General features: G+C 45.1%; 15 protein-coding genes and 5 tRNA genes. 4 read left to right on the forward strand and 16 right to left on the reverse strand.

What is annotated here, in order from left to right:
- Positions 1–85 precede the first annotated feature (85 nt).
- The 6 genes from DX130_RS13180 to DX130_RS13205 all read right to left on the reverse strand — a co-directional run bounded on the left by DX130_RS13180 (position 86) and on the right by DX130_RS13205 (position 5481).
- Positions 86–862, reverse strand: coding sequence for a YheC/YheD family protein (locus DX130_RS13180; protein ID WP_240644493.1), 777 nt, complete (start codon positions 860–862; stop codon positions 86–88).
- A gap of 111 nt (positions 863–973) precedes the next feature.
- On the reverse strand, positions 974–1840 hold the full coding sequence (gene hflC / locus DX130_RS13185; RefSeq protein WP_240644494.1) for a protease modulator HflC: 867 nt from the start codon (positions 1838–1840) through the stop codon (positions 974–976).
- Positions 1837–2952: an FtsH protease activity modulator HflK gene (gene hflK / locus DX130_RS13190; protein ID WP_116047162.1), complete on the reverse strand. Its 1116-nt coding sequence runs from the start codon at positions 2950–2952 to the stop codon at positions 1837–1839. Before hflK ends, hflC begins: the two co-directional genes overlap by 4 nt.
- A gap of 225 nt (positions 2953–3177) precedes the next feature.
- Positions 3178–4107, reverse strand: a complete 930-nt coding sequence (locus DX130_RS13195) for an SPFH domain-containing protein (protein ID WP_116046175.1) — start codon at positions 4105–4107, stop codon at positions 3178–3180.
- Between the two features lie 4 nt (positions 4108–4111).
- Positions 4112–4540: an NfeD family protein gene (locus tag DX130_RS13200; protein ID WP_116046176.1), complete on the reverse strand. Its 429-nt coding sequence runs from the start codon at positions 4538–4540 to the stop codon at positions 4112–4114.
- Positions 4541–4656: 116 nt separating this feature from the next.
- A complete protein-coding gene (locus DX130_RS13205) occupies positions 4657–5481 on the reverse strand; it encodes a helix-turn-helix domain-containing protein (protein WP_165861270.1) in 825 nt (274 codons plus the stop codon).
- Between the two features lie 239 nt (positions 5482–5720).
- Here DX130_RS13205 and DX130_RS13210 point away from each other — a divergent pair, with 239 nt between their 5' ends.
- On the forward strand, positions 5721–6317 hold the full coding sequence (locus tag DX130_RS13210; RefSeq protein WP_116046179.1) for an acetylglutamate kinase: 597 nt from the start codon (positions 5721–5723) through the stop codon (positions 6315–6317).
- Between the two features lie 435 nt (positions 6318–6752).
- Here the strand turns inward: DX130_RS13210 and DX130_RS13215 are convergent, their stop codons facing one another.
- From DX130_RS13215 to DX130_RS13255, 9 genes are all read right to left on the reverse strand, one after another.
- The gene (locus tag DX130_RS13215) at positions 6753–7289 is read right to left on the reverse strand and encodes a GNAT family N-acetyltransferase (protein WP_116046181.1); all 537 of its coding nucleotides are present in this window, start codon (positions 7287–7289) and stop codon (positions 6753–6755) included.
- A 126-nt stretch (positions 7290–7415) separates the two neighbouring features.
- Entirely contained in the window at positions 7416–7757 is a 342-nt protein-coding gene (locus DX130_RS13220) for a hypothetical protein (RefSeq protein ID WP_116046182.1), read from the reverse strand.
- A 314-nt stretch (positions 7758–8071) separates the two neighbouring features.
- The gene (locus DX130_RS13225) at positions 8072–8620 is read right to left on the reverse strand and encodes a hypothetical protein (protein ID WP_133297928.1); all 549 of its coding nucleotides are present in this window, start codon (positions 8618–8620) and stop codon (positions 8072–8074) included.
- A 412-nt stretch (positions 8621–9032) separates the two neighbouring features.
- Positions 9033–9114 (reverse strand) — tRNA-Leu (locus tag DX130_RS13230).
- A 58-nt stretch (positions 9115–9172) separates the two neighbouring features.
- A tRNA-Lys gene (locus DX130_RS13235) sits at positions 9173–9248 on the reverse strand.
- 45 nt (positions 9249–9293) lie between these two features.
- Positions 9294–9368 (reverse strand) — tRNA-Glu (locus DX130_RS13240).
- Positions 9369–9533: 165 nt separating this feature from the next.
- Positions 9534–9624, reverse strand: a tRNA-Ser gene (locus DX130_RS13245).
- A 6-nt stretch (positions 9625–9630) separates the two neighbouring features.
- Positions 9631–9706: transfer RNA gene (locus tag DX130_RS13250), tRNA-Asn, on the reverse strand.
- Between the two features lie 26 nt (positions 9707–9732).
- Positions 9733–10212 (reverse strand): SprT family protein, encoded by a 480-nt coding sequence (locus DX130_RS13255; protein ID WP_116046185.1) that lies wholly within the window; start codon positions 10210–10212, stop codon positions 9733–9735.
- A gap of 117 nt (positions 10213–10329) precedes the next feature.
- Here DX130_RS13255 and DX130_RS13260 point away from each other — a divergent pair, with 117 nt between their 5' ends.
- Together DX130_RS13260 and cmpA are read left to right on the forward strand one after the other, a co-directional pair.
- Entirely contained in the window at positions 10330–10692 is a 363-nt protein-coding gene (locus tag DX130_RS13260; protein WP_116046187.1) for a hydrolase/acyltransferase, read from the forward strand.
- Between the two features lie 82 nt (positions 10693–10774).
- The gene (gene cmpA, locus DX130_RS13265; protein WP_116046188.1) at positions 10775–10918 is read left to right on the forward strand and encodes a cortex morphogenetic protein CmpA; all 144 of its coding nucleotides are present in this window, start codon (positions 10775–10777) and stop codon (positions 10916–10918) included.
- Positions 10919–11055: 137 nt separating this feature from the next.
- On the opposite strand, the gene DX130_RS13270 is transcribed toward cmpA, so the two are convergent.
- Positions 11056–11709, reverse strand: coding sequence for a nitroreductase family protein (locus tag DX130_RS13270; RefSeq protein ID WP_116046190.1), 654 nt, complete (start codon positions 11707–11709; stop codon positions 11056–11058).
- A 233-nt stretch (positions 11710–11942) separates the two neighbouring features.
- On the opposite strand from DX130_RS13270, the gene DX130_RS13275 reads away from it, so the two are divergent.
- Positions 11943–12497, forward strand: coding sequence for a GNAT family N-acetyltransferase (locus DX130_RS13275; RefSeq protein WP_116046191.1), 555 nt, complete (start codon positions 11943–11945; stop codon positions 12495–12497).
- Positions 12498–12600 lie beyond the last annotated feature (103 nt).

Genomic DNA, 12600 nt, shown 5'->3' on the forward strand with positions numbered 1-12600 from the left:
ACTAATATCATTAGTTTTTCAAGTCTTACGTTTAATAGGAGACGAAAAAAAGATCAGGATAAGCTCCCGATCTTTGATGCCAAGCTTATTTGGCAGTCCGTCTGCCATAATATGACGCATACCGTTTCATTTTCTGATAAGCCTCAGGGTCCATTTGTTTCAAAGGATGAAATTGCGGATGATTGGAATTCACTTCAAGCACCCACAGACTACCCGCCGAATCGCGTGCAAAGTCGACGCCTATCTCGTTCATCCCCGATTGTCTTCCGCTCAGCAGCCTGGCAATTCGAAGTGAGGCGATCGTGAGCGCCCGCTCTCGACGACCTGAATCATCCGTTGATAGTCCTAGCTTACGGTGAAGCTTGCCCAGCGTATAGACCGTACCGCCTTGATAATAGTTCGTTACAATCTTTTTGGCAGCCCCGACCTTCACCATAAATCCCGTACATATCCATTGGCCCTTCGGTCTGCGTTGTACCATGGCTCTAATATCGTAGGGACGGCCGTTCACCCGATCCAGCTTGATGCCTTGCTGTATAATTAGCTTTCCTTGCTTCATCCCAGATAGTTTTCCAAATAATCCAGAGAAGCTATCGTAATAGGCTTTCCATTGCCGCTTGCCTTCCACCGCTTTCAATTCATAGCCTTTTCTTTTTCGCTTCACTTTGCATACACCGATACCCAATGACCCTATATCCGGCTTTACATATATAGATGAATAGGCATCCGTCATCATTTGCAAGTTAGAACGACTGAAGGACACCGTCCTGGGCACGTATTGGCGCAGTTCGGTATCCTTCAGCATGTAATTGCAGACGCGCAGCTTCCCTCTAATATTGCGGCTCGCATAGTTTTTGGCCAATCGATTCACCTCTATATAGTCTATGAAGGGAATCTATGACACTCGTGTACGCATAACTAGGGACAACCGCATATTTTGGAGAGATTGCTGGCATCAGTATTTTCTTTTAACTTATTTACCTAACAAAATTTTCGCATAAGGCGAATCGATCGGCAGCATAATGACTGGATTATCCTGCAACGTCACAATATAGCTCTCTAGCGTACGGTACATGTTGTAGAATTGAGGGTCCTTGCCGTAAGCATTGTTATAGATTTGAGCCGCTTCTTGCTCGCCTTCAGCAATGATCTTCTTCGCGTCGGCTTCCGATTTGGCCATCAGCTCCACAGCGGTCCGATCTGCTTTGGCCGTAATTTTCTTGGATTCCTCGTCACCCTCAGACAGATAACGTGCCGCAATGGACTGACGGTCGGAAATCATACGGTTGTATACGCTCTGCTTATTGCTGTCCGGCAGGTCAGTACGCTTAATGCGGACGTCTACGATCTCGATGCCGTAATCAGCACGCTCCAGCGCAAGCGAAACATCGTTCGTAATTTCGTCATTGATATTTCCTCTAGACGAGTTTTCACTAATAATGACGTCATAATCCACTTCGGAAAGCTTTCTTCTGACAGAGTTATAGACAAACTCTTCTATCCGTTGCGAGCCCCCGCTTACTGCATACAAGGTACGGTAAAACTTACCAGGATTTTCGATGCGCCAAATGGTGTAGTTATCTACCAAAATTGGCTTTTTGTCCTTCGTCATAATTTGGCCCGTTTTGCTCTCCAGCGTCATTTGATACTTAGGCAGTGTCGTTGTGCTTTCGATAAACGGAATCTTGAAATTAAGTCCAGGCTCCATAACCGATCTCTTCGCTTCACCGAAGCGAAGCACCACCTTGTACTCGCCTTCCTTTACAACAAAGAGAGAACCAGCGACGATCATAAGCACGACGACGGCGCCAATAATACCTAACCAGTGTTTTGGCTTCATTGTCCGTCACCTCCCTGCGATTGCTGAGTGTTATTATTGCTGCTAGTACTGTTGTTACTGCTGTTGTTACTGCTGTTGTTACTGCTGTTGTTACTGCTGTTGTTACTGCTGTTGCTTGTAGAGGAGGCACCGCGATCGCGCAGCAGTTCGTTCAGCGGCAAATAATTGACCGTGTCACTGCCTGAATTCGTAATAAAGATTTGGGCATTCGGCAAAATTTTCTCCAGTGTCTCCAGTATAAGCCTGCTTTCTGTTACACCAGGGTTTTTCACATATTCCGCATAGATGGCATTGAACTTCGCTACGTCACCCTGCGCGTTCAGAACACGGGACAACTTCTCTCCTTCCGCCTTCTCAAGCAGTGCTTGCGCTTCACCGCGCGCTTTCGGAATAATATCGAATTCATACTTTTTAGCGTTATTGACCTTCGTATTTTTTTCCTCGCGGGCATTCGTAACGGCACGGAACGCTTCCTCTACCTCGCCGCCCGGTGGTTCGATATCCTGGAATTTCAAGTCAATAATTTGAATGCCAGTCTCGTATTTGTTTTGCAGCTCGATCAGACGCTCGCGAGCCTGGTCTTGGATGGCAGTCTTGCCATCCGTAATCGCGTAATCCAGCTTCTGTGCACCGATAACGGAGCGAATCGACGCGCTGGCCGAGTTACGAAGGAACTGCTCCGGATTGCTAATGTTAGTCAGATAATTGCGGATATTGCTAATCTTCCATGTTACGACCGCATCGGCCGATACGATATTTTCGTCACCCGTAATCATCATGGACTCTTCATCCACCGGCGTTACGGAGTTACCGTTCTGACGATAGCCAATCGTAATATGCTGAGTCAACTCGGCAGGAACAATTCTAACCTCTTGAATGGGCGATGGCCACTTAAAGTGAAGTCCGGATGATGTCTCGCGATCATACTTACCGAACGTCAAAATAGCCGCGCGCTCCTGCTCCTGCACGGTGTAGAACGATGTCGAGCCCAGATAAAACAGCACAACAGCTGCCACAACACCGATCACCATTTTCTTAACGGTTCCCGGCTTCAGCTCTGGCGGCTTACGATTGGGATTCGGAGCCGGCTGGCCATTCGGGTCCTGATTCATAAAATTCAAAACACTCTCTCCTTTCAATATGTGTTGCTCATAAAGAGATATACGTTTAACTCTGCCTTTGGTCACACTTTTTTAAGGTTATTTTAAGGTGTTTATTTAAACCCGATCAACAGTGGGAACAATTCACTTCAAAACTGTCCACTACGACTAGAAAACAGCTTCCCTCCATGCAGGCATAAGGCCAGCCTTGGAGGGAAGCTGCTCATGAGTTACAGGTTACTTCTTGCTCTCCTTCAGCATGTCGCCAATCGCCCCGATGCTGCCGAGCGTCTCGATCGCACGTGTCGGAATAAATACTTTATTCGCAGCCCCGTTCGCAATATCGGAGAGTGCCTCCAGAGAACGGTAAGTAAGTACTTGCTCATCAAGTCCAGCTGAACGCAGCAGCTCGATACGATGTTTCTCTGCTTCGGCAATAGATTGAATCGCCTTCGCTTCCCCGAGCGCTTCCAGCTCCTGGGCTTGACGCTGGCCTTCGGCCTGGCGAATACGAGCTTCCTTCTCTCCCTCTGCCTTCAGAATTTTACTTTGCTTGTCACCTTCTGCGCGGAGAATCATATCTTGCTTCGCCGCTTCCGCTTCCAGAACCATCGCGCGCTTGCTGCGCTCCGCCTTCATCTGCTTATCCATCGCGTCTTGAATATCGGTTGGCGGCTGAATGTCGATAACCTCCACGCGTTCAATCCGTACGCCCCACTTCTCGGTCGCCTCATCCAGCGCGATTCGAATATCCGATGAAATTTTCTCCCGTCCCGACAGCGTCTCATCGAGTTCCATCTTACCGATGATCTGCCTCATCGTTGCCGTACTGATATTCCGTACGCCGTATACATAGTCAGAGATTCCATATGTAGCTTGCTCAGGACCAGTCACCTGATAAAAGATAATCGTGTCGATTTTAACCTGAACGTTATCCTTTGTGATGACCGTTTGCGGCGGTACGTTTGCTTGCTGAATACGCAAGTCGTGATTGGTGCGTACATGGTCAATGATCGGAATCAGAAGATTGATTCCCGGCGTTAGTAGCTTGTTAAATTTGCCCAGGCGCTCAACCACAGCAACTCTCTGCTGTGGAATAATTTTCACTGTCATTGCGATGAATACGACAGCAAGTACAATAATAACAATCGTTACAGTCCAACCCATAGCCTTAACCTCCCCATTTGTTTACTTGCAAAAAGGCACTTCCGCGGCTGATCACAATAATCGCCTCGCCTTTTTTAATCGATTCGCTCGACTTGGCGCTCCATGTCTCGCTCCCAATCTTCACAATGCCCGGTGTGTCCGGATCGATATCCTCCAGCACTGTTCCCTGCATGCCGACTAATTCATCAACGGCATCCCGAAAACCTCTCCCTACTTGGAATCGACGAGTGATCGGTTTTGTGAATACAGTGAGCAGTAATGCGACCACGCATCCGATAATAACTTCAAGAAGCAAAGCATCCGGATAGATCACATCGACAATTGCCGCAGCCAAAGCGCCTATGCCCAGCCATAGGAGATAAAAAGTAAGCGTAAGCATTTCAACCACAATGAGCACGCCCGCTATGATGAGCCATATTAACCACAAGTCCATCTTATCCCTCCCCTTCAAATTAGTCTATTCGGCACAGGAATGGCTAAGACCTGCTGAATTACCCGGGAAATGTCGAAAAAAAATGAAATAAAAAAAACACTCCCCATAAAAGAGTGTCAGCCATTCTTTTGCGTGTATAAAAATTCGCTTACCGATTCGCTTTTGAAGAGGAGGAAACTGCCTATGCCAGAGTAAACGACTAATAATATGGTGTAAAATAATAAGTCGATAAGTCCTTCACTTACAGTCAGAATGATCAATTGCACACTTAAGAAAACGGATATCGCCGCACCAGTTGCGAACAAATAGCGTACCCATGATACCCCCGCGATCAAGCAGATCGAGAGCACAATCTGAACAATGAGCTGTAAGATGTTAAAACTCAAGAAAAACGAAACGATCGAAAAAAGAATATGCAGAATGGCAATGGTATAGACAATAATTCGGCCTCTTTTGATTTTATTCGCCTGCCGCTCCATGAATCGGGCATATTCCTGCTCACGTTCCGCTTTCGATCCTTGCTCGAACTTCCCGAAGTTCGGGTTAATATCGCGCTGCGGTAGCGGCAGCTTCTCGGACATGATCTTCAGCTTGCTTGCAATGCTGGCAACATCCCGCAGTTCACCCGGAAAAATCCCATCCAGTGCTTCCACTATCGCTGCCTTCGCCTTCGCATCGCTCGCCAGCTTCAATTTGTAAGCAGACAGCACCTCATGAATGCGATCAGGATGCTCCTGCATATCCTTGATTTCGTCAATGGTAAAAAACAACTTCCGAAGCCCCGCAATGGTATTCAGCTCCTCTACATCTTTAGCCGAATACTCACGGTACTCTCGTCCGTTGCGTACTGAAACTTCGGGTGTGACCAGTCCCTCTTCCACATAATAGCGGATTGTCCGCTCCGTAAGCTCTGTTCGCTTGCATACTTCTTTCATTTTCATGGCACTCTCATCCCCTTTCATGAGCAATGTACAATCTTACGTAACGGAAGTGTCAACAAAAACATAAAAAAAGAGCTTCTCGCAGCCCTTTCTTGCATATCCATTTCTCATGCCAAAACATCCTACCATATATATGAAAATTTAGCGATTGAATTCTAGAGCTCACACGATTACGCACCATATCAGCCCCACGCCTATACACTGATCCTATATTAAAAAAGGAGAGTGTAATCAGCCTTATGTACGGATATGTTCCGTTTCATTATTTCAATTGGAGACAAAGTCATTCTCAAGGTTGGACAGCAGCGATGGTTGAGCTCAATCAACAATTAAGAACATTATGGGAGCAGCATGTTTTCTGGACCCGCTTAACCATTAACAGTATTGTCGATCGTCTGCCGGACGAACAAGTCACGACAGCCAGACTGCTGCGAAACCCTAAAGATTTTGCCGCGCTGCTGGAGCCATTATATGGTGCAGCTGTAGCTTCGAAATTTAACCAGCTGTTTACAGAACATCTCGCCATTGCGGCGGAGCTTGTCAAAGCTCTCCAAGCAGGGAACACAGCTGCCGCCGAAGATGCCAACAAGCGATGGTATGCGAACGCGGATGCCCTGGCCTTATTTCTAAGTCAGATTAATCCCTACTGGTCCGAGCAGGAATGGCGTCGGATGTTCTACGAGCATCTGAAGCTGACAGCGGAAGAGGCAACGACCCGCCTTGCAGGTCAATATGAACAAAATGTCGCGTTAAGCGATCCCATTGAACAGCAAGCGCTGGTCATGGCGGATATGATGACTCACGGCATTGTCCGACAGTTTCCTGCGCTATTCTAAAAGAGCTGAAAGGGAATGCCTATGCAATTCGAAAAGCCGTAGGGCTCTGACCCTACGGCTTAAAAATATTGTTCTAGTTTCATAAAAAATCCATATTTATGAAGTATAGACGCCTAAAGTGGCATTTCCTCCTTTGAAAGGAGAGATGCCGAATGACATATACAACTGTGGAAGTCATCATGCTTGGTACTTTTCTTCTTGCATTGCTGGGCTATTTGAAACGAAAATAACTCGCCATTGGTTGACGGCCTGACGAGTCATTTTCTTCCACATCATTCGGAGGACATGCCGCCTAAAATGTCTTGGACAGAGAGCGATGACCTCGCTCTCTAATTTCTATTCTAAGCACAGGATTCCCATTTTAGAAGTGGAATTTTTTCAACTTCTTGACCTATTTCCAGCTCTCGTTGTCCGGATACAATAGGAATCCTCTGCTCAGACTGCAAAAAATTCCTTTTCCAAAATGGAGTAAAAAAATTGATCTGTCCATTGATTCCGCCAATATAACTCTTCTTTGAATACAGCTTCCTTAGTCATGCCGATACGTTCCATAAGCACTGCTGAACGTTTGTTTCTGGAGTTGCACATACCGACAACTTTATGGGCCTTCAGTTCTTCAAAAGCAAATTTCAGCAACAGCCCTGCTGCTTCTGAGCCATAGCCATGCCCGCTATATAGTGGAAGAATCGCGAATCCGATCTCCCAGCTCTTTCTATACTCGTTGTAGCTCCATATTTGCGCTAAACCAATAGGTGTTCGAATGCCTTCAGCTTCCAAGCAAACGATGAAATCATACTGATGCTCATCTTCACTATTGATCTTATCAAGAAAAGTCTGACTCACAACCTCACGATCTGACTCCACCGTTTCTTCATATTCCCAAAGCTCGCTATTGCATTCGATATCGCATAGAAAATCCAGATCATCAACCGTTACTCGAAATAACTGCACCTTATCTCCGCTTATATCCATAGATTCCACCTCAATCCCATGTTAACACACTAATATAATGTGTTATGGTCATGGATAGATATAATGAAAGATTACAATTCCTTAGACATTCACAAAAGCTTCTTTAGTTAAATAGATTCTGAGGAGTTAAACCGGTTCAGTACGATTTACTTGAACACTAGGAGTACTTATTTCCTGGTTGACGAGTTTTTGCAGCAAATTAATAATGGTAGACAGAGCTAGAAAAAACAGCCCCGTTATTAATCCAACTACAACAGATGAAATCGTAAGAACAAGCTTCGACTCATATCTTTCTTTTTCCATGAGGTATCGTTCTTCAATGAGATAGTTATCGCTGCTGCGATCTGCTGCTCGTTCCCAATAGCCTACATCTTCTTTTAATTCGTTTAGGCCAGAGATTTGCGTTATACCAAAGATTACCCCTACTAAAATAAAGAAAACTCCTGTAACCTGTAATGCTGTTTTCATTTTACGCTTCTCCTAACTTCATAATATTTATTATAAAACCATATATCGGAAAAAGAAGACGAAAGGTTTAGAAGTTTAGAGATTTAGATATAATTAGTTTTTTGATCTTATTAGACAAGTAAAAAAGCCCTTGCTTTCGCCAGGACTTTCATTGTATGCGGTAGAGAGGACTCGAACCTCCACGAGTATGCCCCCTCAAGATAGCGTATCTGCTATTACATCAATACCGCTAGACTTTGATTAGTGTTTCTTCGTTTAGCCACTAAGCTGTTAGTTTACTATATTTGTAGTCTTTAGTGGTCAGTACAAATGATTTATTTGTCATATACTGGATTGTTATTTTTATCATAAAATTTTACACTAAAATCTTTTTTTGATTGACCATCAATTTTTCTAATACCCTGAATGTTCATTATATGTCCTTTGCTTTTCAATATATCGTCTCCACTTTTAATTATACCATTTTCATCAAAATTACTTTCTGATACAAAAATCTTCGAATACATTCCCCTGAATTCACCGTCATTATCAGCCAATGTTTTCCCAAAAATTATTGCAGCTTCGTCAATCAGATCATATATTTGAGCTTTCGGTAATTTAAAAAAATCACTAGTAACATTTATAGATACTGTGTACATATACATTTTACCCTTAGCATATTCTGTAATTTCTTCTTTATCTTTTTTTAATATGCTTATTGCAAAATCATTATCGATTGGGTCTTTTGTTAAGTATGATACTATTTTGGCAGTTTCTATGAATTCCTTAATTCTTTCATCATGAATCGCAGAATCATATTCGACTTTTGAGCCACAGCCGATGATAAAAATGAATGTTAGCATAATAGAAATAATCTTCTTCAAGTAAACAACCCCATTTTTTATATTATTGTGTAAGCGACTCTACTAGTAGCCTGAATTACGTTTAGGGCTAACGACCTACTTAACTTCCCCTCTCATTTCCCCAACCCTAGATTTTCCAACATACTACCATAATTATACATTCTAGGTCTAGGAAATTATTGGCTTAACGATACCAGTCATGTTCTATATGTTTGTTTGCCCGTATGTAAATGAAAGTACTATATTTTTGCTGCTGAAATAACTTCGACATTCTATACTTCTTCAGTTTCGCAAAAAAAGACCGTTTCCTGATTAGTTAATGAACTAATTAGTAAGCGATCTTACTTATCAAAAGCCAATGCAAACGCACCCGCTAAAGTATTATCTTATAGAAACGACGAAAACCCTTGATATACAAGGGTTTTCAGATTTATGCGGTAGACAGGATTTGAACCTGCACGTCCATTGGACACTACCCCCTCAAGATAGCGTGTCTGCCGTTCCACCACTACCGCACATTTAAAATTGTACCTATCCCTTCATCGCCAGCTGTCTTCGAGGGAAGAAGAAAACTGGTGAGCCATGAAGGACTCGAACCTTCGACACCCTGATTAAAAGTCAGGTGCTCTACCAACTGAGCTAATGGCTCTCATGACGGAAACGAACTCATAAGAGCTGCTTCTTAGAGGATGGTTGGTGACCCGTAGGGGATTCGAACCCCTGTTACCTCCGTGAAAGGGAGGTGTCTTAACCCCTTGACCAACGGGCCACATGTTGTAAATTTACTGCCTTCGCTTTTTGGCGACAAGAATGATTATATCAACTTGTACTCCATATTGCAAGCACTATTTCAAATCATTCATTTCTTCGAACTTGAGACAAATAAAAAAGACCGATACCCGGCCTCCTTACTCATGAGTCCTGAGAAAAAATGTGGCGGAGAAGGAGGGATTCGAACCCTCGCACCACTTACGCAGTCTAACCCCTTAGCAGAGGGTCCCCTTGAGCCACTTGGGTACTTCTCCAGATAATGGCTCCCCGAACAGGACTCGAACCTGTGACAACTCGATTAACAGTCGAGTGCTCTACCAACTGAGCTATCAGGGAATATTAAAGTGACTTCCAATAATTTATCATGGCATGTCTACATTGTCAAGCACAAACAGCTTTAATTTCCCCCTGCATTTACCACAAGCATAACGTGCAGGATCGACCTTCCTTTTCCGCAAATATTCCATTCCGCAATGAATACAAATCAGCTTGTATTTGTACGGCATAGCCTCGCGTCCCGAGCGTTCTGGCAGCGAATTGCAATATCTGGAGCCGCCTACATGCGCCAGCAATGTCTTGAAGTCGGCATCACGATGGCGATAGCCCCGCTTCATCAGATGAAGATGATAGTGGCATAGCTCATGCTTAATAATCTTCTCCGTCTCCTCTACGCCAAATGCGGCAAGCTGATGCGGACTGATCTCGATATAATGAGTGCGGGTGAAATAACGTCCTCCCGTCGCCTTTAACCTGCTGTTGAATGAAGCCTTATGCAGGAACGGCCTGCCGAACGACTCCAGCGACACACGCTCCACCCATTGCTGTAAAACCTGATTATCCATACTTAGCCTCCCCCAACTACTTGAATTTTAACGCTTGTATAAGCTACACTGTCAAGTAGGATTGATGATACGTTGCAAGAAATCGAGCAGCAAAACCGAGGGGAGAGCTACACCATCATGGCTACCATGCGTTATGTATTAATGAAAGAAAAGGATACCCTATCCTTCGTCGAGATGCCAGCATCTCATGCGTACCAACTCAGTGCGCTAAATCTGCGTCTTCATAAAGAAATCGATAAATTGACGGCGGATCGCGTGCCTAGCTTGCCTTATGCTTTGGCAGAATGTGATAATGTCGATCTGCATGATGCCACCATCTCCATCATTGGGGGCCTTCAGTATATTAACAGTCTGGAAAAGGACTTTGCCGGCATTCAGGAAAAATCCTATCCGCTCATCTCGCTCCTGACCGAAATTCGTGCGCTTCAAGCACAGTTAGAGCAATGGTACGAGGAATATGAGGAAGAGCAGCTAGGCTAATTCGGTTGGACCTGCACGGACATCCGCCCTCCGCCATATGGTAGTAGAACAACAGGTAAGGCCCGGGAGGAGGACGATGCGTATGCCGCAGTGGCTGTGCAACCAAATGATGCGCGCATTCCAGCAGAAGGACCGCCGGCAGATTAAGCTGCTGAACGATTGTTGGTATTTCTACCGCACCAAGCAAGCTCCGAAGGAGCATGACAGCGGTTCGGTAATGCAATGACTACGTATATCCATACATCGGTTTCGCATCGTATCGCGTGCAGATGAGTCCCGCAGCTTGCGGGCACACAAAACCCGGCCTCCTCGGAGAAGCCGGGTTTGTACGTTTTATAAAGGTGGATTTGAAAATAATCCAGATTACAACTTGTTGAAAAAGGCAACTTGTTCAATCGGCAGACGCGTAGTCGGATGGCCGGATGCCGCAGCCTTGCCAATTGGCAGCATAAGTGTCGGCAGATAACGACTAGGCACACCAAGCAGCTTAGCCGCCTCTTCGCGGTTATAACCACCCATTGGCACGGTATCATAGCCCTTCGCACGAGCAGCCAGCATTAGCTGCATCGCAACCAGACCGGTGTCGAATACAGCAATCTCCTTCAATCGTTCGGCAGGCAGAGATGAATACAGCTTGGTGGAGTTTTCGATCATACGATTTTTAATTTCCTCGGTCATGTACCCTGCTTCAAATGAGGCCTCATAGATCGGACCTGCCATCTTATACATTTCCAGATCAGCCAAAATCAAGACGATTACAGACGCTTCAACTACTTGCTGCTGATTGTTCGCGATCGGTAACAGCTTTTGCTTAAGTTCGGGGTCTGTCACAACCAGAAAACGCCACGGTTGCATATTGGAGGATGACGGCGCCAGCGTAGCCACCTTCAGCAGCTCAATAATTTCACTATCCGATATCACTGCGCTGCTGTCGTATTTACGCACGGAACGGCGACCCTGCACCACTTCATTGAACGAAGCATCCACCGCATTCTCTACCTTTAACTCTGTAGACATATCATTTCCTCCCCAAATCCTATTTTCTATTTGTTTAATTAAACTGTAACATTTTATATCACAGTATAATTCGATATGCATTCGTTTGTCAATTAACTTACTTATAATTACCAATCGATTTTTTCTATCCATCCGCCACTTTAATAGACCTTTGTAATAAACAATTATAAGCAAGACTTGGCTACTCGCATGTAGTATGTTGAGGTTAGAGCAACACAAAGGAGGATAGGCCAATGAATTGCTGGACAGGGACATCTGTGAGGCTCCGAGCAATTGTAGCAGAGGACTGGCACCAGTTCCACAAAAACGATCAAGATACAGATAGCGCCCGGACATCCGACGCTATCTATTTCCCAAGGTCTGAGGCGGGCACTAGGCAATGGACAGAAGAGACAGCCGCTAAGGGAGCTACAGGGGATTCCATGATGCTTGCCATTGAAAAGCTGGATGGCGAACTGGTAGGGTGCATTAACGCACATAGCTGCGATAGCCGAAACGGGATATTCAAATACGGTGTCGCTATCTTCCGTGATCATTGGCGTATGGGCTACGCCTCCGATGCCATCAACCTCTTGCTTCGTTACTTTTTCAAAGAGCTTCGATATGAGAAAGCTGTCGCAATCGTGTACGGATTCAACGAAAGCTCCATTCGGTTGCAGGAGCGATTGGGCTTTACGCTGGAGGGCCGACTCAGGAGTATGATATTCACACTAGGCAAGCGACATGATGAGCTAGTCTTCGGACTCTTGAAGTCGGAATTCGAAGCGGAACGCATGAGTACAAGCTGACAAAATGCCCATAACAATAGGACAAGGACAGCCTTCGGGCTGTCCTTGTCCTATTGTTATGCTTCCACAGCATCTAACCTGTGCCCTATGTTGATAAACGCCC

It is taken from the genome of Paenibacillus paeoniae (genome assembly GCF_003388735.1).
In the GTDB taxonomy this organism is placed as follows: Bacteria; Bacillota; Bacilli; order Paenibacillales; family Paenibacillaceae; genus Pristimantibacillus; species Pristimantibacillus paeoniae.

What these genes read in the sequence shown, in the direction of transcription:
- hflC (WP_240644494.1), bottom strand. Translation starts at nt 1,840, where the DNA reads ATGAAGCCAAAACACTGGTTAGGTATTATTGGCGCCGTCGTCGTGCTT.
- hflK (WP_116047162.1), bottom strand. Translation starts at nt 2,952, where the DNA reads ATGAATCAGGACCCGAATGGCCAGCCGGCTCCGAATCCCAATCGTAAG.
- DX130_RS13195 (WP_116046175.1), bottom strand. Translation starts at nt 4,107, where the DNA reads ATGGGTTGGACTGTAACGATTGTTATTATTGTACTTGCTGTCGTATTC.
- DX130_RS13200 (WP_116046176.1), bottom strand. Translation starts at nt 4,540, where the DNA reads ATGGACTTGTGGTTAATATGGCTCATCATAGCGGGCGTGCTCATTGTG.
- DX130_RS13205 (WP_165861270.1), bottom strand. Translation starts at nt 5,481, where the DNA reads ATGAAAATGAAAGAAGTATGCAAGCGAACAGAGCTTACGGAGCGGACA.
- DX130_RS13210 (WP_116046179.1), top strand. Translation starts at nt 5,721, where the DNA reads ATGTACGGATATGTTCCGTTTCATTATTTCAATTGGAGACAAAGTCAT.
- DX130_RS13215 (WP_116046181.1), bottom strand. Translation starts at nt 7,289, where the DNA reads ATGGATATAAGCGGAGATAAGGTGCAGTTATTTCGAGTAACGGTTGAT.
- DX130_RS13220 (WP_116046182.1), bottom strand. Translation starts at nt 7,757, where the DNA reads ATGAAAACAGCATTACAGGTTACAGGAGTTTTCTTTATTTTAGTAGGG.
- DX130_RS13255 (WP_116046185.1), bottom strand. Translation starts at nt 10,212, where the DNA reads ATGGATAATCAGGTTTTACAGCAATGGGTGGAGCGTGTGTCGCTGGAG.
- DX130_RS13260 (WP_116046187.1), top strand. Translation starts at nt 10,330, where the DNA reads ATGGCTACCATGCGTTATGTATTAATGAAAGAAAAGGATACCCTATCC.
- cmpA (WP_116046188.1), top strand. Translation starts at nt 10,775, where the DNA reads ATGCCGCAGTGGCTGTGCAACCAAATGATGCGCGCATTCCAGCAGAAG.
- DX130_RS13270 (WP_116046190.1), bottom strand. Translation starts at nt 11,709, where the DNA reads ATGTCTACAGAGTTAAAGGTAGAGAATGCGGTGGATGCTTCGTTCAAT.
- DX130_RS13275 (WP_116046191.1), top strand. Translation starts at nt 11,943, where the DNA reads ATGAATTGCTGGACAGGGACATCTGTGAGGCTCCGAGCAATTGTAGCA.